This window comes from Rhodococcus sp. DMU1, assembly GCF_012272955.1.
GTDB classification, from domain to species: Bacteria; Actinomycetota; Actinomycetes; order Mycobacteriales; family Mycobacteriaceae; genus Rhodococcus; species Rhodococcus aetherivorans.
Window position 1 is genome coordinate 5,812,241 of sequence record NZ_CP050952.1, and the last position, 22,632, is coordinate 5,834,872.

At 69.8% G+C, this 22,632-nt stretch carries 22 protein-coding genes; 12 read left to right on the forward strand and 10 right to left on the reverse strand.

The window, feature by feature from the left end; translation table 11 throughout:
- The first annotated feature begins 98 nt into the window (after positions 1 to 98).
- Genes zwf through eda form a run of 3 tightly spaced genes read left to right on the forward strand, consistent with a single transcriptional unit; the run spans position 99 to position 4,026 of the window.
- A complete protein-coding gene (gene zwf, locus HFP48_RS26635) occupies positions 99 to 1,562 on the forward strand; it encodes a glucose-6-phosphate dehydrogenase (RefSeq protein ID WP_029546630.1) in 1,464 nt (487 codons plus the stop codon).
- Positions 1,559 to 3,391 (forward strand): phosphogluconate dehydratase, encoded by a 1,833-nt coding sequence (gene edd / locus HFP48_RS26640; protein WP_168580385.1) that lies wholly within the window; start codon positions 1,559 to 1,561, stop codon positions 3,389 to 3,391. The genes zwf and edd overlap by 4 nt, the downstream gene beginning before the upstream one ends.
- Before the next feature lie 11 nt (positions 3,392 to 3,402).
- Complete coding sequence (gene eda, locus HFP48_RS26645; RefSeq protein ID WP_043799984.1) at positions 3,403 to 4,026, forward strand: bifunctional 4-hydroxy-2-oxoglutarate aldolase/2-dehydro-3-deoxy-phosphogluconate aldolase; 624 nt, start codon at positions 3,403 to 3,405, stop codon at positions 4,024 to 4,026.
- Between the two features lie 22 nt (positions 4,027 to 4,048).
- On the opposite strand, the gene HFP48_RS26650 is transcribed toward eda, so the two are convergent.
- From HFP48_RS26650 to HFP48_RS26670, 5 genes are read right to left on the reverse strand one after another with little or no spacing between them, the layout of a single operon-like run.
- On the reverse strand, positions 4,049 to 4,525 hold the full coding sequence (locus tag HFP48_RS26650) for an OsmC family protein (RefSeq protein ID WP_235431134.1): 477 nt from the start codon (positions 4,523 to 4,525) through the stop codon (positions 4,049 to 4,051).
- A complete protein-coding gene (locus tag HFP48_RS26655) occupies positions 4,522 to 5,859 on the reverse strand; it encodes an LLM class flavin-dependent oxidoreductase (RefSeq protein WP_168580666.1) in 1,338 nt (445 codons plus the stop codon). Before HFP48_RS26655 ends, HFP48_RS26650 begins: the two co-directional genes overlap by 4 nt.
- A gap of 34 nt (positions 5,860 to 5,893) precedes the next feature.
- A complete protein-coding gene (locus HFP48_RS26660) occupies positions 5,894 to 6,979 on the reverse strand; it encodes an NrtA/SsuA/CpmA family ABC transporter substrate-binding protein (RefSeq protein ID WP_050036111.1) in 1,086 nt (361 codons plus the stop codon).
- 31 nt (positions 6,980 to 7,010) lie between these two features.
- The gene (locus HFP48_RS26665; protein WP_168580386.1) at positions 7,011 to 7,760 is read right to left on the reverse strand and encodes an ABC transporter ATP-binding protein; all 750 of its coding nucleotides are present in this window, start codon (positions 7,758 to 7,760) and stop codon (positions 7,011 to 7,013) included.
- Entirely contained in the window at positions 7,757 to 8,596 is an 840-nt protein-coding gene (locus HFP48_RS26670) for an ABC transporter permease subunit (RefSeq protein ID WP_203329775.1), read from the reverse strand. Before HFP48_RS26670 ends, HFP48_RS26665 begins: the two co-directional genes overlap by 4 nt.
- 190 nt (positions 8,597 to 8,786) lie before the next feature.
- Here HFP48_RS26670 and HFP48_RS26675 point away from each other — a divergent pair, with 190 nt between their 5' ends.
- The 7 genes from HFP48_RS26675 to alc all read left to right on the forward strand — a co-directional run bounded on the left by HFP48_RS26675 (position 8,787) and on the right by alc (position 17,074).
- Positions 8,787 to 9,416 carry a GntR family transcriptional regulator gene (locus HFP48_RS26675; protein ID WP_050036112.1) on the forward strand — a complete coding sequence of 210 codons (630 nt, stop codon included), beginning with the start codon at positions 8,787 to 8,789 and terminating at the stop codon, positions 9,414 to 9,416.
- Between the two features lie 22 nt (positions 9,417 to 9,438).
- Positions 9,439 to 10,605 carry an ROK family transcriptional regulator gene (locus tag HFP48_RS26680; RefSeq protein ID WP_168580387.1) on the forward strand — a complete coding sequence of 389 codons (1,167 nt, stop codon included), beginning with the start codon at positions 9,439 to 9,441 and terminating at the stop codon, positions 10,603 to 10,605.
- 213 nt (positions 10,606 to 10,818) lie between these two features.
- A complete protein-coding gene (locus HFP48_RS26685; protein ID WP_006944106.1) occupies positions 10,819 to 12,261 on the forward strand; it encodes a sugar porter family MFS transporter in 1,443 nt (480 codons plus the stop codon).
- Positions 12,262 to 12,305: 44 nt separating this feature from the next.
- Complete coding sequence (locus HFP48_RS26690; protein WP_006944107.1) at positions 12,306 to 13,292, forward strand: ROK family glucokinase; 987 nt, start codon at positions 12,306 to 12,308, stop codon at positions 13,290 to 13,292.
- A 196-nt stretch (positions 13,293 to 13,488) separates the two neighbouring features.
- Entirely contained in the window at positions 13,489 to 14,769 is a 1,281-nt protein-coding gene (locus tag HFP48_RS26695; protein ID WP_168580388.1) for an aldolase, read from the forward strand.
- Positions 14,757 to 16,091, forward strand: coding sequence for an allantoinase AllB (allB, locus tag HFP48_RS26700; RefSeq protein ID WP_168580389.1), 1,335 nt, complete (start codon positions 14,757 to 14,759; stop codon positions 16,089 to 16,091). The genes HFP48_RS26695 and allB overlap by 13 nt, the downstream gene beginning before the upstream one ends.
- The gene (alc, locus tag HFP48_RS26705) at positions 16,088 to 17,074 is read left to right on the forward strand and encodes an allantoicase (RefSeq protein ID WP_168580390.1); all 987 of its coding nucleotides are present in this window, start codon (positions 16,088 to 16,090) and stop codon (positions 17,072 to 17,074) included. The genes allB and alc overlap by 4 nt, the downstream gene beginning before the upstream one ends.
- Before the next feature lie 221 nt (positions 17,075 to 17,295).
- Here the strand turns inward: alc and HFP48_RS26710 are convergent, their stop codons facing one another.
- The 5 genes from HFP48_RS26710 to HFP48_RS26730 all read right to left on the reverse strand — a co-directional run bounded on the left by HFP48_RS26710 (position 17,296) and on the right by HFP48_RS26730 (position 20,442).
- Positions 17,296 to 18,159 (reverse strand): DUF1206 domain-containing protein, encoded by an 864-nt coding sequence (locus HFP48_RS26710; protein ID WP_231772305.1) that lies wholly within the window; start codon positions 18,157 to 18,159, stop codon positions 17,296 to 17,298.
- Complete coding sequence (locus HFP48_RS26715) at positions 18,152 to 19,408, reverse strand: acyl-CoA desaturase (RefSeq protein ID WP_050036479.1); 1,257 nt, start codon at positions 19,406 to 19,408, stop codon at positions 18,152 to 18,154. Before HFP48_RS26715 ends, HFP48_RS26710 begins: the two co-directional genes overlap by 8 nt.
- Before the next feature lie 74 nt (positions 19,409 to 19,482).
- Entirely contained in the window at positions 19,483 to 19,638 is a 156-nt protein-coding gene (locus tag HFP48_RS26720) for a DUF6131 family protein (protein WP_164528060.1), read from the reverse strand.
- Between the two features lie 90 nt (positions 19,639 to 19,728).
- Positions 19,729 to 19,896 carry a CsbD family protein gene (locus tag HFP48_RS26725; RefSeq protein ID WP_170914042.1) on the reverse strand — a complete coding sequence of 56 codons (168 nt, stop codon included), beginning with the start codon at positions 19,894 to 19,896 and terminating at the stop codon, positions 19,729 to 19,731.
- Between the two features lie 81 nt (positions 19,897 to 19,977).
- On the reverse strand, positions 19,978 to 20,442 hold the full coding sequence (locus HFP48_RS26730; RefSeq protein WP_050036118.1) for an APC family permease: 465 nt from the start codon (positions 20,440 to 20,442) through the stop codon (positions 19,978 to 19,980).
- Positions 20,443 to 20,575: 133 nt separating this feature from the next.
- Between HFP48_RS26730 and HFP48_RS26735 the strand changes: the two genes are divergently transcribed.
- Together HFP48_RS26735 and HFP48_RS26740 are read left to right on the forward strand one after the other, a co-directional pair.
- On the forward strand, positions 20,576 to 21,301 hold the full coding sequence (locus tag HFP48_RS26735) for a TetR/AcrR family transcriptional regulator C-terminal domain-containing protein (protein WP_043796804.1): 726 nt from the start codon (positions 20,576 to 20,578) through the stop codon (positions 21,299 to 21,301).
- Between the two features lie 437 nt (positions 21,302 to 21,738).
- Positions 21,739 to 22,629, forward strand: coding sequence for a MoxR family ATPase (locus HFP48_RS26740; RefSeq protein ID WP_043796805.1), 891 nt, complete (start codon positions 21,739 to 21,741; stop codon positions 22,627 to 22,629).
- The last annotated feature ends 3 nt before the right edge of the window (positions 22,630 to 22,632 follow it).

The following is a 22,632-nucleotide window of genomic DNA, read 5'->3' on the forward strand; positions in this document are numbered from 1 at the left end:
CTTTGTTCTTAGAAATGCGTAAGTTTGTTGTTTCAGTGCGGAAGATGCTCTACGGTTGCCAGTGACAGCCCTCACCCCCTCATTCGGGAGGACAAGCCATGTCACCCGCCGCCCCCTGTACCGTCGTCGTCTTCGGCGGCACCGGCGACCTCGCCGTCCGTAAGCTCCTGCCCGCCCTCTACCTGCGCGATCACGACGGCCAGTTGCCGCCCGGCAGCCGGATCGTCGGCGCCGCGCGCGCCGGCCTCGACACCGACGGCTACCGCGACAAGGTCCGCGGCGAGCTCGCGCGCTTCGTACCCGCCCACCTGCTGGACGCCGGCACCCTCACGCGGTTCCTGGACCGCCTCGACTACGTGAGCGTCGACTTCGCAGGCGGGGACGACTGGTCCGCCCTGCGCGACGTCCTGGCCCCGGACTCCGTGCGCGTGTTCTACCTCGCTTGCGCCCCTTCGCTGTTCGGGCCGATCTCCCATCACCTCGCCCGGCACGGACTCGTCGAGCCGACGTCGCGGGTGGTGCTCGAGAAGCCCATCGGCCGCGACCTCGCGTCCGCCCGCGCGATCAACGACGCGGTCGGCGAGGTGTTCGACGAGTCGCAGATCTTCCGCATCGACCACTACCTCGGCAAGGAGAGTGTCCAGAACCTGCTGGTCACCCGGTTCGCCAACACCCTGCTCGAGCCGCTGTGGAACTCGACGTGGATCGACCACGTGCAGATCACCGTCTCCGAATCCCTCGGCGTGGGCACCCGCGGCGGCTACTACGACACCTCCGGGGCGCTGCGCGACATGCTGCAGAACCACCTGCTGCAGGTGCTGTGCCTGGTGGCGATGGAACCGCCGACGGTCGTCGACCGCGAGACCGTGCGCGACGAGAAACTCAAGGTGCTGCAGGCACTGCGGCCGATGACGCCCGACGACGTCGAAAGATTCACCGTCACCGGGCAATACGGACCCGGATTGGTCGACGGCGGTGCCGTGCCCGGGTATCGCGACGAGGTGGAGAACCCGGACAGCCGCACCGAGACCTTCGTCGCGGTGCGCGCGGAGGTGCGCAACTGGCGCTGGGCCGGCGTGCCGTTCTACCTGCGCACCGGCAAGCGTCTCGAGAAGCGCAGTTCCGAGATCGTGGTGCAGTTCAAGGACGTTCCGCACCCGATGTTCCCCCGGGCCGAGGGCGCCACCGAACCCAATCGCCTGGTGATCCGGCTGCAGCCCGACGAGGGCATCTGCCTGCACATGACCGCCAAGGAACCCGGGCCCGGCGGGATCCGCCTGCGTCCGGTGTCGCTGGATCTGAACTACGTGGACGCGTTCGACCGTCCGTCCCCCGACGCGTACGAGCGGCTGCTGATGGACGTGGTGCGGGGTGACCCGACCCTGTTCATGCGTCGCGACGAGGTCGAGACCGCGTGGGCATGGGTCGAGCCGATCCTGCAGACCTGGGACCGCACCGGCCGGGTGCCGCGCCGCTACCCGGCGGGTACGTCCGGCCCCACCGACGCGATCACCCTCATCGAGCGCGATGGCCGCGCCTGGTACGAAGGACCTTCCTCATGAGCCACGTCCATCCCGTTCTCGCCCGGGTCACCGACCGCATCGTCCGGCGCAGCCGGGCCGAGCGTGCCGCCTACCTCGAGCGGCTGCGCGCCGCCGCCGACAAGGGGCCTGCCCGCGGGCGCCTCGCGTGCGCCAACCTGGCCCACGGATTCGCCGCGGCCGAGCCCGCCGACAAGTCCGCGCTGCGCGGGCTGGTGAAGCCGAACATCGCGATCGTCTCGTCCTACAACGACATGCTCTCCGCGCACCGGCCCTTCGAGGAGTACCCGGCGCGGCTGAAGGCCGCGGTCCTCGAGGCGGGCGGCATCGCACAGTTCGCCGGCGGCGTCCCGGCCATGTGCGACGGCATCACCCAGGGCCGCGACGGCATGCAGCTGTCGCTGTTCAGCCGCGACGTCATCGCGATGTCCACCGCTATCGCGTTGTCGCACGACATGTTCGACGGCGCGCTCATGCTCGGGGTCTGCGACAAGATCGTCCCCGGCATGCTGATCGGCGCCTTGGGCTTCGGGCACCTGCCGACGGTGTTCGTCCCGGCCGGGCCGATGACGTCGGGGCTGCCCAACGGCGAGAAGGCCCGGGTGCGGCAGCTCTACGCGGAGGGCCGCGCCCGACGCGAAGACCTGCTCGAGGCCGAGGCCGCGTCCTATCACGGCGCCGGCACGTGCACGTTCTTCGGCACCGCGAACTCCAATCAGCTGCTGATGGAGGTGATGGGCCTGCACCTGCCCGGCGCGAGCTTCGTCAACCCGGGCACCGAGCTGCGGGACGCGCTCACCGACGAGGCCGCGCGCCGCGTCACCGGCCTCACCGCGCTCGGCTCCGCCTTCACCCCGGTCGGGGAGGTCGTCGACGAGCGGGCCGTCGTCAACGGCTGCGTCGCACTGCTCGCCACCGGCGGCTCCACCAATCACACGATGCACCTGGTGGCGATCGCGCGGGCCGCGGGCATCACGCTCACGTGGCGCGACCTGGCGGACCTGTCGGCCGTCGTGCCGCTGCTCGCCCGGATCTACCCCAACGGCGCGGCCGACGTGAACCACTTCCACGCCGCCGGCGGGCTCGGTGTCGTCGTCTCGGAACTGCTCTCGGCGGGCCTGCTGCACGACGACGTCACCACCGTCGCCGGCCCCGGTCTGCACCGGTACACGCAGGAGCCGCGGCTGCGCGACGGGACGCTGCAGTGGGAGGCCGGGCCGTCCGAGAGCCTGGACCGCACCGTGCTGCGCGGCGTCGTGGACCCGTTCGCCGTGGACGGCGGGCTCAAGGTGCTCGACGGCAACCTCGGCGAGTCCGTGCTCAAGGTGTCCGCGGTCGCCCCGGAGCACCACATCGTCACCGCGCCGGCCCGGGTGTTCGACGACCAGGCCGACTTCCTCACGGCCTTCGAGGCGGGCGAACTCGACCGCGACGTCGTGGCGGTGCTGCGTTACCAGGGCCCGCGCGCGAACGGAATGCCAGAGCTGCACAAGCTCACCCCCGCGCTGGGGGTGCTGCAGGACCGCGGGCGCCGGGTCGCGCTGGTGACCGACGGCCGGATGTCGGGCGCGTCCGGCAAGGTTCCCGCCGCCATCCACGTCACGCCCGAGGCCGCGGCCGGCGGCCCGCTCGCCCGCGTCCGCGACGGCGACCTGATCACCGTCGACGCCGTCGCCGGCTCGCTGTGCGTGCACCTGTCCGACGCCACACTCGCCGACCGCGTGGCGACCGGCCACGCCCCCTCCGACGACGCCTGGACGGGCACGGGCCGGGAACTGTTCGCGGGCCTGCGGGCCGCCGTGGGCCCGGCCACCCTCGGCGCCAGCGTCTTCCAACCCAACCCCGCGTGAAGGAGACCCCGATGAGCCTGCTGGACGTGACCCCCGTCGTTCCCGTCGTCGTGATAGACGATGCCGCGGACGCGGTCCCGATCGCCCGGGCCCTCGTCGACGGCGGTGTGCCGATGATCGAGCTGACTCTGCGCACCCCGTGCGCCCTCGAGGCGATCGAGCGGATCGCCGCCGAGGTTCCCGAGATCACCGTTGGTGCCGGCACGATCGTCGAACCCGGCCAGGCCGCGCAGGCCGCGGCGGCCGGCGCGCGCTTCCTGGTGTCGCCGGGCGCGACGGAGTCGCTGCTGAAGGCCATGACCGACACGGGACTGCCGCACCTGCCGGGTGCCGCGACCGTCTCGGAGGTGCTGCTGCTCCTCGAACGCGGCTACCGCGAGATGAAGTTCTTTCCCGCGGAGGCCGCGGGGGGCACCCGGTTCCTCGCGTCCGTCCACTCCCCCGTGCCCGCGGCCCGGTTCTGCCCCACCGGCGGGATCTCGGTCGCAACCGCCCCCGACTACCTCGCGCTGCCCAACGTCGGCTGCGTGGGGGGCTCGTGGCTCACCCCCGCCGATGCGGTGCAGACCCGGGACTGGGCCCGGATCACCCGCCTCGCGCAGGTGACCACGAAACTACGCCTGGCCGAGGCGTAGGCGGACCGGGCTCGCCCCCGTCCTACTCGGACGCGACGGGGGCGAGCCCTCGTCCGTTGAGGCGCAGTTCCACCCCACTGCCGCGCCTGATCGTGTTGTAGATCGGGCAGGTGGCCACGAATTTCGCGGCCAGTTCCTCCGCGTCGCGGACCCCGGGGCCGTGGATTTCGAGCTCGAGCAGCGTCCGGTCGTAGACGGTCGGATCGTCCGTTCCCCGCACGTGGGACGCGCGGGCGGTGAGTGCATCGAGTTCGAGTCCGTCCGAGGCGGCATTGTGCTCGATGTTCGCGAGGGCGCAGGAGGCGAGCGCGGACAGCAGCAGTTCCCCGGCATGAACGGCCTCACCGTCGGCAAGCCTCGAATCGCTGACGAAGTGGTTGCCGCGAGCGCTGAGCACGAACCTGCCCGGGGCGCCGGCCGAGGTGCCGACGGCCACTGCATCGGCGATCGGCGCCGCGTCCACCGCGTCCGGATGGTGTGCGAATTGCCCGGCATTCACGGGCGCACTCCGGCGCGCTCGGCCCACTCGCCGTGCCCGGGACGGGACAGGCCGAGGTTCTCCCGCAGCGTGGCACCCGTGTACTCCGTACGGAGGATTCCACGCCGCTGCAACTGGGGCACCACCTCACGGGCGAACGTCTCGAATCCGCCGGGCTGGTGGGGTGCCTGCAGCGTGAATCCGTCTGCGGCACCGTCCTCGAACCACTCCTGCAGGCCGTCGGCGACCTCGGCCGCGGTCCCGATGAACCCGCCCTCGTAACGCCCGCCGTACTGCTTGCCGAGTTGACGCAGGGTGAGGCCCTCGCGCTCGGTGATCTCGCGAACCTCGTTGTAGTGACCCTCCACTCCCGCCACCTCCACCTCCGGCAGCCGTTCGTCGAGCGGGAACGTCGACAGGTCGACATCGAGATGGTATGCAAGGGTGGACAATCCACCGATCGGTGGCACGAGTTCGAACATCTCCTCGGCCAGTTCCTTCGCGCGGGCCGACGTGGGGCCGACGACCGGCGTGATCGAGGGCAGGATCTTGACGGACTCCGGATCCCGGCCGTACTTCGCTGCCCGCTCCTTGATTTCCGTGTAGAACGCCTGCGCCGACTCCTTCGATGCGTGACTGCAGAAGATCACGTCCGACCAGCGGGCGGCGAAATCCTTGCCCTTCGCGGAGGCTCCGGCCTGGATGAGGACGGGGTACCCCTGGGGCGGGCGCGGCACGTTGAGCGGTCCCTGCACCGAGAAGAACCGGCCCTGGTGATCGATGCGATGCACCTTGGCCGGCTCGGCGAAGAGCGGCTCGTCCGGGTCCAGGACCAGCGCATCGTCGTCCCAGCTGTCCCACAGCTTGCCGGTGACCTGCAGGAATTCGTCGGCACGCTCGTATCGGGTGGCTCGGTCGAACTGCTCGTCGAGGTCGAAGTTGCGGGCCTCCGATTCCTGGAACGACGTGACGATGTTCCACGCGACGCGGCCGGAGGTCAGGTGGTCGAGGGTCGCGAAGGTGCGGGCGAGGTTGAACGGCTGCGCGTACGTGGTGGACACGGTCGCGGCGAGTCCGAGATGCCGGGTTGCGGCGGCCATCGACGCGATGATCGGCAGCGGATCCATACGAAGGGAGCCGAGAGCACCGTAGCGGAGCTGGGAATCGGTGCTCCCTCCGAACCGGTCCGGGACGGACAGGATGTCCGGGAAGAAGGCGAGGTCGAAGCGGCCGTGCTCGAGGGTGCGCGCGATGTTCTGGTAGTAGTCGGCGTCGAGCCATCCCGGCACCGAGCCGGGGTGGCGCCACCCGCCCGGTCGTCCGGGTCCGGCGGTGACGAAGGCAGCGAGGTGCATCTGTGCGGTCACGAGAGTCTCCTGAGGTGAACGGTCAGGCCTGGGCGAGTTCAGCGGCGACGGCGGCACGAACGGAGTCGAACCTGCTGTCGGACAACCAGGTCTGCACATCGACGGGCTCGGGGTACACGCCGAGCCGGTGGAAGTTGTCGGCGAGATCCTGAGTGCCGGCGATCGCTCCTTCGTCGACGGCGGTGAACTGCCCCGCCCCGGAGTAGGACAATCGCCGGGCTTTCACCAGATCGAGGTAGACGTCCCGCTCGAGCGTCGAGTCACCGAACCCGCCGAGCGCCGTGAACTCGTCGACCGCCGTCTCCGGATTCGCCTCGACCCAGCGCTGGGCGTCGCGCACGTTGCGGGCAAGTGTCGCGGCGACCTCCGGATGATCGAAGGCGAAATCCTCGCTTGCGACGAAGAACGCGTAGTCGTACGTCTTCACTCCGGGCAGGGTTGCCGCGTTGTGCTTGCGCCGGGCCAGCTCGATGGTGGGCTGCCAGTTGATCCACGCGTCGACCTTCCCCTGGGCGAAGGCGGCTTCCGCATCGGCGGCAGTGAGATTGACGTAGTCCACGTCGTTGATTGTCAGCCCGGCGGAGTCGAGGTACTTGACCAGGCTGTAGGTGCCCGTCGTGCCCTGGTGGTCGGCGATGCGACGGCCGCGCAGGTCGGCGGCGCTCTTGATGTCGGATCCCTTGGGGACGAGGATGTCGACCTCGTTGGAGGGAAGCGGATAGGACACGAGCGGCACGACCGGGACGTTGCCGCCGATCGCGTAGATGACGGCGGTGGCCGTGGCGAACGAGAAGTCGACGCTACCGGCCTTGATGGCCTCCATCACCGGCAGCGATGCAGGGAAGCCGGACGGATAGGTCACCGGCACGCCGAGATCCGAGGCCAGGTCGAAGCCTCCGAGGTTGTGGGACAGGACGGTGCCGGGTTCGGCCTTGCCGTCGCCGATCAGTGCGTAGCGCACTTCGGTGAGTGCCTTCGCGGCACCCGACGAGTCCTTCGTGCCGCAGGCGGCCAGCGCTCCGATGCCGGTGACCGCGAGCGCTCCGAGGCCCGCGGCCTCGAGGAATCGCCGGCGGCCGAATCCGGGAAGTGGCGAGCGGGAATTCATAGGGGACAACCTCTCTCGGATCGAGCTGATATCAGTGGTCGGGATGGACGGCACGCTCGGCGTCGAGGAGTCCGGCGAGCAGCTCCTCCTTCCAGGCGGCGAGCTGCGCGTCGCCGCGATGCCGCGGCCGCTCCTGGGGAACGCGCAGGTCGCGCGTGATGCCGGAGGGAGTGAGCAGCAGGACGCGATCGGACAGCACGAGCGCCTCCTCCACGTCGTGCGTGACGAGCAGGACCGTGCGCGGGTGCTCCACGAGCAGACGTTCGAGCAGCTGGTGCATCGTGACGCGGGTGACGGCGTCGAGAGCCCCGAACGGCTCGTCGAGGAGCAGAACCTCCGGCCGGTGGAGCAGGGCCCGCGCGAGCGCGACGCGCTGGCGCTGGCCGCCGGACAGTTCGGCCGGCCAGTTCTTCTCCCGACCCGTGAGTCCGACCTGCCCGAGGAGTTCGGCCGCACGAGCACGCGCTCCACGGGTGCCCAGAGTGACGTTGCCCAGGACCGACTTCCAGGGCAGCAGCCGATCCTCCTGGAACATCATCCGCGAGGTGTGGCCGCCGGCGGGCACACCTCCGGTCGGTTCGACGGTGCCGGCTGCGGGCACTTCGAGACCGGCGAGGATGCGGAGCAGCGTGGACTTGCCGACCCCGCTCGGGCCCAGGATCGAGACGAACTCGCCCGGGGCGACGTCCAGGTCGATATTCCTCAGTACCCAGTGGTCGCGGTACCGCTGTCCGATGCCGCGTAGGCACAGGCCGACGAGGTCGTCTGCGACCGTCTTCACCGGTTCTCCCTTCGGTAGTTGGCATTCCAGCGCAGGACGCGTGCCTCGATCAGGCGGACGATCTGGTCGGCGAGCAGACCGGCAACCGCGTAGAGAACGATGGCAAGGACGATGCGATCGTTGCGGAGCATTTCCCGGCCGTTCTGGGCGAGATACCCGATTCCTTCGCGGGTCGCGATGGTTTCGGCGATGACGAGGGTGAGCCAGGCGACGCCCAACGCGTATCGGATGCCGTTGAGGACGACCGGCATGGCCCCGGGCACCACGATCTCGCGGATGATGCCCCAGTGGGTCAGGCCGTAGGAGCGGCCGAGCTGGATCAGCTTTGCGTCGACCGTGCGGATTCCGTTGACGGTGTTCAGGTACACCGGGAAGACGACGCCGAGGATCACGAGAACGATCTTGGGCAGTTCGCCGATCCCGAACGCGGCGATGAGCAGGGGCACCAACGCCAGATGCGGGAGTGCGCGCACCATCTGCAGGGTGCGGTCGAATATCCCTTCCGCGATGCGGGAGAGACCGACGGCGAAACCCAGGACGAGACCTATGGTCGCGCCGATGACGAAGCCGATGACGATGCGCCGGAGGCTGACTGCGATGTGCGACTGCAACTCGCCCGTGGACCACAGCGAACGCGCGGTGTCGAGGACGTCGGTCGGCGGCGGCAGGACGGAGGCTGGGACGACTCCTTCGGTGGAGGCCCACTGCCAGCTCAGCAGAACCAGCAGCGGAACTGCCCAGGGCAGCAGCAACGCCCACGGCAGCACCCGTCGAATCCCGGCGGTTCGCTCGCCGCCCTGCACGCTCGCAGACTCGGGTGCGATTGCCTCACTCATGAGTCGAAGTCGGGATGGAACGGATCATGCGGCACTCCTCGATCGGTCGGACGCCGGTCACGCTATCCAGACGTGCACGCACATGTCGTCAGTTGTATACACATGGATTCAAACTCTGTACACGCGCCCACGAGCGTGATACGGCTTGACGAATCCCTCGACACGAACCGCCCCGACAGGAAGGAAGCCGGTGACATCTGCAGGCCCGGGTCCCTACAGCGAACTGCGCACACGCATCATCTCCGGCCGCTACGCCCCGGGCGCGCTCCTGGTTCCGGCCACAGTGGGTGAGGAACTCGGGGTGTCCCGGACACCGATCAGGGAGGCGCTCATCCGGCTGGAACTCGAAGGCCTCGTGACGAAGGTGTCGCGCGGCTTCGTCATCCGCGAGCGGTCGCCGGAGGAGATTCTCGACATCTGCGAAGCACGCATCGCACTCGAATCCGTCGTGGCGCGTTCCGCGGCACTCCGACGCACCGAGTTCGACCTCGCGATGTTGCGGCGGGCACTCGAGTCGGCACGGACCGGGGTTCCCGACGAACGTCTGCGGGCGCATGCCGAGTGGCACATCGCGCTGCGGGTCGCGGCGCACAACCCCACCATCTCCGAGTTGATGGAACTGCTCGACGCCCGCCTCCATGTCTACGACGGGACCGCGTCCCGATCCACCGCCAATCTCGATCTGATCGAAGCCGAGCACGAGGAGATCTACCGCGCCGTGGTCGACGGAGACGGGGAGCGCGCGAGCGAGTTGATGGTTGTCCACCAGACGAGGACCCGCGACCTGCGAATCGCCGAGATGGTCGAATCGAAGCGGTAGCACCGGGCGGTACGCTGGGCAGATGCGTGAGGAGAACGACCACCCCGGCTCGCAGTCGTCGCTGCGTACAGCCAATCAGCAACGGGTGGTAAGGGTTCTGCAGTCCGGTGGCGAACTCACCCAGGCGGAGATCGCCCGGCGCACCGGTCTGGCCCCGGCCACGGTGTCGAATCTGGTGCGGGAACTGACCACCAGCGGCCTGGTGGAGGTGGCCGCGGCCGAGCGCCCGGGCCAGCGGGGGCGGGCCGTGAAGCTCACCCGGTCGGCGGGCCTGGCCGTCGGAATCGATTTCGGGCACCGGCATCTCACCGTCGCCGTCGCCGACCTGTCGCACGAGATCCTCGCCGAGAAGCGGGTCGAGCTGGCGAGCGGACATCGCGCCGAGGACGGGATAACAAGGGCCGGGGCGCTTCTCGACGACGCCCTCGTCGAACTCGGGTGCGGACGCGACGCCGTCGCGGCCGTCGGCATGGGCCTGCCCGCGCCGGTCGAGTCCGCCACGCACCGGATCGGCGGGCCGTCGATCCTGCCGGGCTGGGTGGGCGTCGACCCGGCCGCACTGGCCGCCGAGCGGCTCGCGCTTCCCGTCCACGTCGACAACGACGCCAATCTCGGTGCGCTGGCCGAGCACATCTGGGGTGCCGGGTGCGGCGTGGACGACCTGGCCTACATCAAGCTGTCCGACGGCGTCGGCGCCGGACTGGTGCTGGACGGGCGGCTGTACCGGGGCCGCGCCGGCACGGCCGGCGAGATCGGCCACACCTCCCTCGACGAGTTCGGCCAGGTGTGCCGGTGCGGCAACCGCGGCTGCCTCGAGACGATGGTGGCCTCGCACGTGGTGATCGGGCTGCTCGAGCCGAGCCGGGGGCCCGGCCTGACGATCGCGGACGTGGTGGCACTCGCCGAGGCCGGCGACGCCGGGTGTGCCCGGGTGCTCGCGGACACCGGCCGCCACGTCGGGGTCGCGGCGGCGAGCCTGTGCAACCTGCTCAATCCGCAGCTCCTCCTGATCGGCGGCGAACTCGCCCTGGCGGGAGAGCTGCTGCTCGAGCCCCTGCGTCGCGCGATCGAGCGGTACGCGGTGCCCAGCGCCGCGCGCACCGTGCAGGTACGGACGGCGGCGCTCGGCGCCCGGGCCCAGGTACTCGGGGCGGTCGCCCTGGGACTGCGCGCGGCCAGCCCCCGCTGAAGATCATCTTCGAGGCTTCGGCGCCGACTCACGTCCAGAACTAGGTTCAAATTCGAACATAAGTAGCGTCTCAAGACGCTTTTTTCATTCATTTCTTGACGACTGACGCCGCTTCGTCCTACTGTGGTCCAGCACACAGTTCGCGTGACCGCCGCCACTCGCCTCCCGGAACGGGACCGCCGCGGCCGGGTCCCGCCGCCCACGAGGAGTCCCATGAGTAACCACGTCGCGCTCCCGACCGTCCCCGACACCGGACCGGACACCGCCGGCGCCCCGGTGCCGGTCCGCATCGCCGCCATCGCCGCGCTCGGCGGCCTGTTGTTCGGCTTCGACAGCGCCGTCATCAACGGTGCCGTGTCGGCCATCGAATCCCGGTTCGCCGTCTCGTCCGCCGTCCTCGGCTTCGCGGTCGCCTCGGCCCTGCTCGGCGCGGCCGGCGGCGCCGTCCTCGCCGGCCGCATCGCGGACCGCTACGGCCGGCTCACCACCATGCAGGTCGCCGCCGCGATGTTCCTGGTCAGCGCGCTGGGCACCGGATTCGCCTTCAACGTCGAAACTCTCGTCCTGTTCCGCATCGTCGGCGGTGTCGGCGTCGGACTCGCCTCCGTCATCGCCCCCGCCTACATCGCCGAGATCTCCCCCGCCCGGGTACGCGGTCGCCTGGGATCGCTGCAGCAGCTCGCGATCGTCGTCGGCATCTTCGCCGCCCTGCTCGTCGACTACGCCCTCGCCGCCCTCGCGGGTGGCTCCCGCGAGGAACTGTGGTTCGGGCTCGAGGCGTGGCGCTGGATGTTCCTGTCCATGACCGTTCCCGCCCTCGTGTACGGATTCCTGACGCTCACCATCCCGGAGTCCCCGCGCTATCTCGTCGCGAAGGGCCGCATCGGGGAGGCCCGCGGCATCCTCGGCACGCTGCTCGGCGAGCAGGGCATCGACCTGCGCATCGAATCGATCCGCGCCACCCTCGGCCACGAGCGCACCCCGTCGCTGCGCGACCTGAGGGGACCCGCGCTGGGCCTGCTGCCCATCGTGTGGATCGGCATCGGGCTGTCGGTGTTCCAGCAGTTCGTCGGCATCAACGTGATCTTCTACTACTCCAGCATCCTCTGGCAGGCAGTGGGATTCGACGAGAACAGCTCCCTCGTCATCACCGTCGTCACGTCCGTGGTCAACATCGCCACCACCCTCGTGGCCATCGCGTTCGTCGACCGCATCGGACGCCGGCCCCTGCTGATCATCGGCTCGGCCGGCATGGCCGTCACCCTCACCACGATGGCCGTCGTCTTCGCCACCGCCTCCACCACCGTCGTCGACGGTGTGACCACCCCGCACCTGACCGGACTGCAGGGACCGATCGCGCTGATCGCCGCGAACCTGTTCGTCGTCGCGTTCGGCATGTCGTGGGGACCGGTCGTGTGGGTCCTGCTCGGCGAGGCCTTCCCCAACCGGATCCGCGCGGCGGCACTGTCGCTCGCCGCCGGCGCGCAGTGGGCGGCCAACTGGGTCATCACCGTGAGCTTCCCCGCCATGAAGGAACTGTCGCTGGGGCTGTCGTACGGCTTCTACGCCGTGTGCGCGGTGCTGTCGCTGCTGTTCGTCCTGCGCTGGGTCAAGGAGACCAAGGGCCGCGAGCTCGAGGACATGGACGCCGCCTGAATCCCGGGCACCCCGGTAACAGAACAGTCAGGGAGAGAACAGACATGGCACTGACCATCGGAATCGACGTGGGCGGCACCAAGGTCGCCGCCGGCGTGGTCGACGAACACGGCACCCTGCACGCCCGGCTCCGCCGCGCCACCCCGTCGGACGACCCCGCCCGCACCGAGGACGTCGTCGCCGACGTGGTCCGCGAACTCCGCGCCGCGCACGACGTGTGCGCGGTGGGCATCGGCGCCGCCGGATTCGTCGCGTCCGATCGCCGTACCGTGCTGTTCGCCCCCAACCTCGCGTGGCGCGGCGAACCGCTCGGCGAGGCCGTCGAGGCCGCGTGCGGGCTGCCGACCGTCGTCGAGAACGACGCCAACGCCGCCGCCTGGGGCGAGGCACGATTCGGCGCCGGCCGGGGTGCCCGCACCGCGATCGTCCTCACCGTCGGCACCGGCATCGGCGGTGGGCTGATCATCGACGGCGCCCTGCACCGCGGAGCCTCGGGGCTGGCCGCGGAACTCGGCCATCTCAACGTCGAGCCGCACGGCCGTCGCTGCGGGTGCGGGAACCACGGCTGCTGGGAGCGTTACGCCAGCGGGCGGGCCCTGGTGCGGGAGGCGCAGGAGATCGCGAGCGTCTCGCCCGCGCTCGCCGGCCGGCTGCTCGAGCTGGCCGGCGGGCGCGCCGAGCAGATCACCGGGCACCACGTCACCACCGCCGCCCGCGAGGGCGACGCCGCCGCGCTCGAGTGCTTCCGCACGATCGGCACGTGGCTCGGTCACGGCATGGCGGACCTCGCCGCGTTCCTCGACCCGGAGGTGTTCGTCCTCGGCGGCGGTGTGTGCGAGGCCGGGGAACTGCTGCGCGGGCCCGCCGTCGCCACGTTCGCCCAGCGGCTGACCGGACGCGGGCACCGCCCGGCCGCCCCGGTGCGGCTGGCCGAGCTCGGCCCCGACGCCGGGATCGTCGGCGCCGCTGACCTGGCCCGGCGCCGCACGGATCTGTCGGCCACGCGCCTCGATCTCTCGGCCGCCGGCTGAACACCCGCCCGGGTGGGGCGAGCGAATGTATCACCGACTCGGACTGAGGAGGTGAGCGATACATTCGCTCGCCGCACGCGGTCCACCGCGTAACACCGTCGTTACCGCGGTTAACCGTTCGCTTGACACGACGCCACTACCGTCGGCGGAGCCACGCGTATACAGCCGTGGATACAGACGACGGGAGTGTGCAGCGGTGGACGGACTCGAACGGCTCCACGCCTCGCTCGACGCGACGCTCGGGCCCGTCGACGCCGCGTACGCCACCGCCTATCCCGGGACGACACCGGCGCGGCAACCCGTGCACACCGTGTACGTGCCGGCCCACCGGTACGACGCGACGACCGTCGCCGACTGGGGTGCACACGCCCGCCGGGTACTCGACGAGAACTGCTCCGGCCCCGGCGACCTGGCCGGCGTGACGGGGATCGAACCGGAGCTCGCCGAACAGGTCCTACCGCTCGTGCGGGCCAAGCTCGGCACCGAGCCGATCGAAGATCTGCGCATCGACTTCGAGGACGGTTTTCCCCAGACGGACGTGCCCGGCCCGCACCGCGACACCGACGAGGACGCCCACGTCGCCCGGACCGCCACCGTTCTCGCCGGCAATCCCTCCGCCACCCCGTTCGTGGGGCTGCGCTTCAAGTGTCTCGAGCCCGCCACCCGCCGTCGCGGGATCCGCACGCTCGACGCCTTCGTCGGTGCTCTCGCCGAGAAGACCTCCGCTCCGGACGGTTTCGTCGTGACCCTGCCCAAGGTGACTGCACCCGAGCAGGTCTCCGCGATGGTCACCGTGTGCGAGCACCTCGAGCGTGCGCACGGGCTCGACGTTCCCCTGCGGTTCGAGATCCAGATCGAGACCCCGCAGGCGATCTGCGGTCCCGACGGCACCGCGCAGGTGGCGCGGATGCTGCACGCCGCCGCGGGCCGTTGCGCGGGACTGCACTACGGCACCTACGACTACTCCGCCGCGTGCGGCATCGCCGCCGAATACCAGGCCATGGACCACCCCGTCGCCGACCACGCCAAGGCCACCATGCAGGTGGCCGCCGCCGGCACCGGCGTACCCCTGTCCGACGGATCCACCAACCGCCTCCCCGTCGGCACCCGCGAACAGATCCGGGCCGCGTGGGGCCTGCACGCCCGGCTGGTGGAGCGGTCGCTGCGCCGCGGGTTCTACCAGGGCTGGGACCTGCACCCCGCGCAACTGCCCACCCGCTATGCCGCGACGTTCGCGTTCTACCGCCGTTCGTTCCCCACCGCGGCGGCCCGCGTCGCCGCCTACCTGTCGCCGGGGCGTGACTCCGGCTATCTCGACGAACCCGCGACGGCCCGCGCCCTGGCCACGTTCCTGCTCCGCGGCCTCGCCTGCGGAGCCCTCACCGAGACCGAGGTCCGCGACCGCGCGGAGACCACGCCGGACCGGCTGACGCGGCTCGCGGGCCGACAGGAAGGACCTACCGGATGTCCACCGTGATCCGCACGCGACGCGCCGTCGTCGGCGACCGCGAACACCCCTGCTCGGTCGTGCTCCGGGACGGGCGCATCGCCGCGATCGGGGCCTACGACGCCCCTGCCCCCGCGGGCGCCGAGGAGTTCGTCCTCGCCGACGACGAGGCTCTTCTGCCCGGTCTGGTCGACACGCACGTGCACATCAACGACCCCGGCCGCACCGAGTGGGAGGGATTCGCGACCGCGACCCGCGCGGCCGCCGCGGGCGGCGTCACCACCGTCGTGGACATGCCGCTCAACTCCGTGCCGGCCACCGTCGACGTCGCTGCGCTGGAGGTCAAGAAGAAGGTTGCCGCCGAACAGATCTCGGTCGACGTCGGATTCTGGGGCGGCGCCGTGCCGGGCAACCTCGCCGACCTCGAACCGCTCTGGGACGTGGGCGTGTACGGCTTCAAGTGCTTCCTCGCCCATTCCGGGCTGGACGAGTATCCGCCGCTCGACCGGGAACAGATGCTCGCCGCGATGCGCACGATCGCGGGCTTCGGGGGCCTGCTCATCGTCCACGCCGAGGACGGGCCCACCCTCGACGCCCAGCCGCCGGCCGCGGGCCGCCGGTACGCCGGCTTCCTGCGGTCGCGTCCGCCGGCCGCGGAGTCGCGGGCCGTCGCCCAGGTGCTCGAGGGCGCCCGGGAAACGGGTTGCCGCACCCACATTCTGCACCTGTCCGACGCCGGGAGCCTGCCGCTGATCGCGCAGGCCAAGGCCGACGGCGTGCCCGTCACCGTCGAGACGTGCCCCCACTACCTGTCGCTGTTCAGCGAGGAGATCCTGGACGGTGCAACTCATTTCAAGTGCTGCCCGCCGATCCGCGAGGCGAGCAACCGGGAAGGCCTGTGGCGCGGCCTCGCCGAAGGCACGATCGACGCGGTGGTCTCGGACCACTCGCCGTGCGTGCCGGAACTGAAGAAGTTCGCGACCGGAGACTTCGCCGAGGCGTGGGGCGGCATCTCGTCGCTGCAGCTCGGCCTGCCGATCGTGTGGTCCCAGGCCAGGCGCCGCGGCCACACCCTGACGGAGGTGACCCGATGGATGGCCCGAGGCCCCCGCGACCTGGTGGGCATGACCGACCGGGGCGAGATCGCGATCGGCAACGTCGCGGACTTCTGCGTCCTCGCCCCCGACGACGCGTTCGTCGTCTTCCCCGAACGCCTGCACCACCGCAACGCCGTCACCCCCTATGCCGAGACCGCGCTGGCCGGGGTGGTCCGCGGGACGTGGCTCGGCGGCCGCCCCGTGGGCCGGACGCCGAACGGGCGCCTGCTCGACCGTGAGAGGACGAACCCGTGACCGACCCCGCCTTCCTGCAGCTGCCCGACCTCGCGTCCCGGACCCTCGCCGGCTCCGTGGTGTACGCCAACGACGAACTGTTCGCCCAGCGGGAGAATCTCGTCACCCCGGAACCCCCGGCCTTCGACACCGGGGACTTCGGGCACAAGGGCAAGGTGTACGACGGTTGGGAGACCCGGCGGCGCCGCGAACCCGGCCACGACTTCGCGATCGTCCGGCTCGGGGTGCCCGGAGTCGTGCGCGGCGTGGTGATCGACACCGCATGGTTCACCGGCAACTACCCGCCGTTCGCCTCGGTGGACGCCGTCGAGACGGAGGGGTATCCGACACCAGACCAGCTGCTCGCGGCGCCGTGGCAGCCGATCCTCGACAAGGTGGCCCTCGCCGGGGACACCGCCAACACCTTCGCGGTCGACAGCGAATACCGATGGACACACCTGCGGCTCAACATCTTTCCCGACGGCGGGGTGGCCCGGCTGCGCGTGCACGGCGAGCCCCGGCCCGACCCGGCGTTCCTCACCGGGACGATCGACCTCGCCGCGCTCGAGCACGGGGCCGACGTGGTGGACTGCTCGAACCGCTTCTACTCGTCCCCGCGCAACATCATCGCCCCCGGCCGGGCGCGGCACATGGGCGAGGGCTGGGAGAACGCCCGCCGCCGCGACGGCGGCAACGACCATGTGGTGGTGCGCCTGGCCGGGGAGGGCCACGTCGACCACGTCGAAATCGACACCTCGTACTTCGTCGGCAACGCCCCCGGGTGGGCACGACTGATCGGAATCCCGGACGGCGCAGCGCTCTCCGACGAATCCGCGTGGGTCGAGCTCGTGCCGCGGACGGCACTGCTGCCCGACTGCCGGCACCGGTTCCGCGTCGACGCGGCCGTGCCGTTGCGGCACGTGCGGCTCGACGTCTATCCCGACGGGGGCCTCGCCCGGCTGCGCGTGCACGGGCGGCTGACGTCGCCTGCGGCGGAAATCTGACTTCCTGCGTGAACGACGGTGCAAGCAGCGGCACGCCGTCGAATGCGGTATCAACCAACTCGAGCAGAACCGGGCCGTGGCAACTCGATACGACAACTCGCCGTTCGCTACGCGTCTACCGTCCGCATCACCGCGACCAATTAGTGGCTCCGGACGGACAACTGATGAAAAACGCCTAGAGTCTGGGGGTGCTCCGTTCGGCGGCTCGGGGCTGCGCCCGGCTACATCTTGGCGTATCTGGCCATGGCGAAGCTGTAGAGGCCGTAGGTGATGATGCCCACGCCGGCCGCGATGAGGAGGGCAGCCCCATAGGGTTGCGCCCCCAGGGTTTTGAAGGCGCCGTCGAGTCCGGTGGCCTTACCGGGCTCGGATTGGATGACGGCGAGAATCACCAGCAACCCGATGGCGGCGATGGCCAGACCTTTCGCGATGTACCCGACCATGCCCAGTCGTCGCACGAGAGGACTGGTGATTCCTTCGAGGTCGTCGAGGAAGCTGCGACTGACACCCTTGTAGACGTGGTATCCGCCGACCGCGATGATGACCAGCGCCCCCGCGAGGAGGACGATCGTACCGGCGGTGGTCTGCATCAGGCGGGCCGTGATGCCCGCACTCTGCCCGCTGCTGGACTTGCCGCTGCCGCGGGCGAAACCGAACGCGGAAAATGCGAAAGCGAAGTAGACCACCGCCAGGGAAAGGGCCTTGAGACGATCGATCACCTCCGATTTCTTGCTGTCGGCGTCCGGTCGGGACGAACTGCCGAGCGCCGCTTCGGCGAGCCGCCACAGTCCCATGATTGCGAACGCGACGACGCCCACCCACAGCGCTGCGATGCCGCCCGGCTTTGCGGCCAGTTCCGTCATGGCGCCGGATTGGTCGGCGGTGCCGGCTGCGCCGCCGAGGGCGAGCCGGATGGCGATGTAGCCGATGATCAGGTGCACGATGCCGCTCACGACGAACCCCGCGCGGGCGAATCGTTCGAAGATGCTGTTCTGGGCCAGACGGCCCGCGGTGGAGGACGAGTTGCCGTACGACGGCGGCGAAGAGCTCGCGGCGGGTGCCGAGGAAGGGGTGGTGTCAGGCATGGCGATCGTCCCATGTTGGTGGTGGAATTCTCCGTCGGCGGGTGCGACGGTTCGTGGGCAGGGTGCGTAGGGCTGTCCGTAGCCCGATGCGGGAAGCCGGAGCACCTCCGCCCGTCTCACGCAAGGCACGGAATTTCAGTTCGGAGGCCGTCTCGGGGGCATCGTCGGCGGTCGCTCGCAGGAACCGGTCGGGCAGTGCGAGTTTGTGGATGGTGCGCAGCGTCAGCAGGTACTGCCGTGCAAGGGGACCGGTGGTGTAGGGCAGGTCGTACTTCTCGCACAGCGCTTGCACCCTGGTGGAGATTTCCGCATAGCGGTTGCTGGGGAGATCGGGAAACAGGTGATGCTCGATCTGGTAGCAGAGGTTGCCGCTCAGGAACGCCATCACCGGGCCGGCCCGGAAGTTGGCCGCGCCGAGCATCTGCCGCAGGTACCATTCGGCCCTCGTCTCGTTCTCGAGTTCGGCGAGGGTGAACTTCTCGGCGCCGTCGGGGAAGTGCCCGCAGAAGATCACCACGTACGCCCACACGTTCCGCACCAGATTCGCGGTCAGGTTCGCCGTCAGCGTTCGCCGCCAGCGACGTCCGCTGAGGGCGGGAAAGAGCAGGTAGTCCTTGCCCGTCTGACGGGCGATCTTCCCGATCAGCGCTCGGAAGTGGGCGGATTTCTCGGCAGCGGTGCCGACGCGGTCCTGTTCGGAGTACAGGTCGTGCAGAGCGATGCCCCATTCGAACGTGGCCGCCAGCAACAGATTCCGCAGCGGTTGCAACAGATGTTCGGGCTTCCAGGGCTGGTCACGAGTGATGCGGAGGACACCGTAGCCGAGGTCGTCGTCCATTCCGACGATGTTGCTGAACACGTGATGGCGGTAGTTGTGGGAGTAGCGCCACTGCGACGAGAGGCCGGCCATGTCCCATTCCCAGTTGCTGGAGTGGATTTCCGGGTCGTTCATCCAGTCCCATTGACCGTGGGAGACGTTGTGGCCGATCTCCATGTTCTCCACACTCTTGGCCACGCCGAGCGCCGCCGTTCCGAGGACCCAGCCCACCGGGCCCCTGGTGCCGTAGATCACCAGCCGCGCAGCGGTATCCAGTAGCCGCTGGAGGCCGATGGTGCGGCGGATGTAGGCGGCATCGGCCTCACCGAGCGACTCGGTGACGTCCTGGCGAATGCTGGTGAGCTCGTCGCTGAGTGCCTCGACGTCCTCGTCGGTGAGGTGTGCGTATTCCTTGATATCGGAGATGGCCATGGTGCGCTCCAGGTTCCGGACGAGCCCCACCCGGAACGCCGGGTGGGGGCGTCCGGTGCGGCCTCAGGGCCGGGTCAGTAGTAGTGGCGTCGGCCTGCCACCGCGTGGCCCATCGACCCCATGATCGCCAGGACCACTCCGATGAGGATGAGCGCGACCCCGACATACAACAGGATGGGCAGGCTGATGACCACGCCGACGATGGCGAGGATGATTCCGAGAACGATCATGAGGACCAACTGATTTCGGGTTGTCTTGCTTGTGCGGACGGCAGCCGGTGCGCCGGGCAGCACACGGCGCACCGACGTGAGATGCGGAATCTAGTGTTTGAAGGCGTCCTTGATCTTGGCGCCGGACTGCTTGAGGTTGCCCTTGACCTGGTCGGCCCGTCCTTCGGCTTCGAGGCTGCGATTCCGGGTGGCCCTGCCGAACACCTTCTTCACCGAGCCCTTGGCGGCCTCGGCCGAATGCGCGAACTTTGTACGCATACTCATGACGGGTTCATCTTCCTCTGGTGTTTCGCCGGCGCGGACGCGCCGGTCGTGGATGAATCGGTACCGGGCCGACCGTCAGTGTGTGACGCCGTGGCGCACGGTGGCTTGACCTGTTCGGTGACCGAACGGGTGTCGCCAGTCACGTCGCCCGTCGTGCTGGTCGCGGTGGTTCGTCCCGTGCGGTGTCCTGTCGACTGTATCCGGGTTCGCGGAGGCCATCTCGCGCTGTTCGGCGAGGCGGTCCCGGTCCTGGTACGCAGTCGCGGTTTCGCGGCGGGATTCTGTCAGGTCGTGGCGGGCGACACGGCCGCGCCGGGAGGTGCGCCGGGCGCCGGCAAGGAGCATGCTGAGCCCGATGAGCCCTACTGCGCCGACGACGATGCCGTAGAGGAACAGCGTGCCGGTGGAGCCGGTGACGTGATAGCCGAACACGGCAAACCCGTCGGTCACGGCGTGCCCGTCACCGCTGTTGCTCAGCACGCCGGTGAGTCCGACAATCACGGCGGCGAGAAGGACGATGAGTCCGAAGATGATGATCATGGCGGCCTCCCGGGCCTACGTCGTGAGACTCAGTCAACGCCGAAATCCACCGTATGTCAACACTGTAGGTCTACTGCCAAGACCTACGGTAAAGGCCTACGGTGGGAGGCAATGAGTGAAGGAAGTGTTTGTGATGGCCAAGGCCCCCGCTGATCGCACGCCCCGCTCCGGCAAGGGTCGGGTCCCGGACGGCGGCCCGATCACCCGACAGCGAATCCTGACGGCCGCACTCGAGATCATCGACCGCGACGGAATCGACGCACTGTCCATGCGTCGCCTCGGCAAAGCCCTCGACCGCGACCCGATGACCCTCTACCGTCACGCCCCGAACAAGGCCGCTCTCCTCGACGCCGTCGCCGAGAACGTCCTCGAACAGCTCGAGGTCGACACCGACGACGGCGACTGGGTAACTCAACTCCGGGAGGTCGCCCGGGGCTTCCGCCGGTTGGCGCTCGACCATCCCCACGTTGTCCCGCTCCTGGTCACCCGGCCCCTGGCGACGCCCCTCGGACTGCGGCCGCTGGGAACACTGCGCCCGCTGGAAGACATCCTCACCTTGCTCACCCGGGCCGGCTTCACCGCGACTGATGCCCTGCACGTCTACCGGGCCTTGTTCGGATTCCTCCACGGTCACGTCCTCAGCGAGCTCCAGGAACTCGTCGAACGACCCGACGAGCACGACGATCTGCTACGCCTGGGACTGCACCGCCTACCGATCGGCGACTTCCCCCTCCTGCGCGGCCTCGCACCGGTACTGGCGTCCTACGACGGCGCCGCGGAACTCGAACGCGGCCTCGACATCCTGTTCACCGGACTCACCGCGACACTGACCTCCCTCGACGGCCCAGTCGCGCGGTGATCCCACGACGGCGAGTCGTCGGTCGATCGTCGCCGCGGGCATCCCTGAGCAGGACGGTGGTCCCGTCGCGGATGTCCGGTTCCGGGAACGACCGCAACACGGGCACCAGATCGCTCAGGATCGGGGCCGGACGCTTGCCTGACGGCATCGCGAGCACCGCCCACCAAACACCAGCGCGGCCACAACCTTCGGTCCGAATTTCGGCGGCCGACGCACGGGGTCGCACCACCGTCGGTGTCAGTGTCGACCGCAAGGCCTTGCAGACATGGTCCCGATTCCGGCCGGTCGTGGCACACAACTCGACGAGGGAGCACATCAGGGCCGAGCCGGCCGGGTCGAGGCAGGGCCCCGGCTGCACGTCGAGGCAATGGTGCCTTTCCGGACTTCCGGAGCTCCGAAAGGACGCCACGGCAGCGGCGCTGCCATAGGCTCGCAGCATGACGGCATCGGCGGCGATCGGCTCACCGGAGGAGCTGGCGCGGGCGCTGGACACGACGGGTTATCTCGCCGACGACGGCCTCGCAACGGTCGCCTTCCTGGCGCTGCGCATGGGCCGCCCGCTGTTCTGCGAGGGGGAACCCGGCACCGGCAAGACATCGCTGGCCATTGCCCTCGCCGACGCGCTGGCCCTGCCGCTGATCCGGTTGCAGTGCCACGAGGGCATCGATGCGTCCCAGGCCCTCTACGACTGGGACTTCCCCCGGCAGTTGCTGCACCTGCGCACCCTCGAGGCCGCGAGCGGCGGCCACCTGGAGGCCGAGGAGGCGGAACGCTCGCTGTACACCGAGCGGTTCCTGCTGGCGCGGCCCCTGCTGCAGGCGCTCACCGACGCGCCGTGCGTGCTGCTCGTCGACGAGATCGACCGGGCCGACGACGAGTTCGAGGCGTTCCTGCTGCAGGTGCTGGACGAGAACGCCGTCACCATCCCCGAGCTCGGGCAGGTGCGGGCGCGGACGCCGCCGCTGGTGGTGCTCACCTCCAACCGCACCCGCGAGGTGCACGACGCCCTCAAACGCCGCTGCCTGTACCACTGGCTCGAACATCCCGACCTCGCGCGGGAGGTGGAGATCCTGCGCCGCCGCATCCCGGGCATCGCCGAACACCTCGCGGAGCAGGTCGCCCACGCGGTGCAGACCATGCGCGGGATGGATCTGCTCAAGCCGCCCGGCGTCGCCGAGTCGCTGGACTGGGCACGAGCGCTGCGCGAGCTCGACCGCGACGTGCTCGACGCGACGACCGCGGCCGCGACGCTGGGCGCCGTCCTCAAGTACCGGGAGGACCTCGACCGGGTGGTCCGCACCGGGCTCGACCGGCTCCTGACGGGGTGAGGC

What these genes read in the sequence shown, in the direction of transcription:
- HFP48_RS26720 (WP_164528060.1), bottom strand. Translation starts at nt 19,638, where the DNA reads ATGATCGTTCTCGGAATCATCCTCGCCATCGTCGGCGTGGTCATCAGC.
- HFP48_RS26670 (WP_203329775.1), bottom strand. Translation starts at nt 8,596, where the DNA reads ATGAGTGAGGCAATCGCACCCGAGTCTGCGAGCGTGCAGGGCGGCGAG.
- HFP48_RS26735 (WP_043796804.1), top strand. Translation starts at nt 20,576, where the DNA reads ATGGCCAAGGCCCCCGCTGATCGCACGCCCCGCTCCGGCAAGGGTCGG.
- edd (WP_168580385.1), top strand. Translation starts at nt 1,559, where the DNA reads ATGAGCCACGTCCATCCCGTTCTCGCCCGGGTCACCGACCGCATCGTC.
- HFP48_RS26710 (WP_231772305.1), bottom strand. Translation starts at nt 18,159, where the DNA reads ATGCCTGACACCACCCCTTCCTCGGCACCCGCCGCGAGCTCTTCGCCG.
- allB (WP_168580389.1), top strand. Translation starts at nt 14,757, where the DNA reads ATGTCCACCGTGATCCGCACGCGACGCGCCGTCGTCGGCGACCGCGAA.
- HFP48_RS26740 (WP_043796805.1), top strand. Translation starts at nt 21,739, where the DNA reads ATGACGGCATCGGCGGCGATCGGCTCACCGGAGGAGCTGGCGCGGGCG.
- HFP48_RS26660 (WP_050036111.1), bottom strand. Translation starts at nt 6,979, where the DNA reads ATGAATTCCCGCTCGCCACTTCCCGGATTCGGCCGCCGGCGATTCCTC.
- HFP48_RS26715 (WP_050036479.1), bottom strand. Translation starts at nt 19,408, where the DNA reads ATGGCCATCTCCGATATCAAGGAATACGCACACCTCACCGACGAGGAC.
- HFP48_RS26655 (WP_168580666.1), bottom strand. Translation starts at nt 5,859, where the DNA reads ATGCACCTCGCTGCCTTCGTCACCGCCGGACCCGGACGACCGGGCGGG.
- HFP48_RS26730 (WP_050036118.1), bottom strand. Translation starts at nt 20,442, where the DNA reads ATGATCATCATCTTCGGACTCATCGTCCTTCTCGCCGCCGTGATTGTC.
- HFP48_RS26680 (WP_168580387.1), top strand. Translation starts at nt 9,439, where the DNA reads ATGCGTGAGGAGAACGACCACCCCGGCTCGCAGTCGTCGCTGCGTACA.
- HFP48_RS26725 (WP_170914042.1), bottom strand. Translation starts at nt 19,896, where the DNA reads ATGCGTACAAAGTTCGCGCATTCGGCCGAGGCCGCCAAGGGCTCGGTG.
- eda (WP_043799984.1), top strand. Translation starts at nt 3,403, where the DNA reads ATGAGCCTGCTGGACGTGACCCCCGTCGTTCCCGTCGTCGTGATAGAC.
- zwf (WP_029546630.1), top strand. Translation starts at nt 99, where the DNA reads ATGTCACCCGCCGCCCCCTGTACCGTCGTCGTCTTCGGCGGCACCGGC.
- HFP48_RS26690 (WP_006944107.1), top strand. Translation starts at nt 12,306, where the DNA reads ATGGCACTGACCATCGGAATCGACGTGGGCGGCACCAAGGTCGCCGCC.
- HFP48_RS26685 (WP_006944106.1), top strand. Translation starts at nt 10,819, where the DNA reads ATGAGTAACCACGTCGCGCTCCCGACCGTCCCCGACACCGGACCGGAC.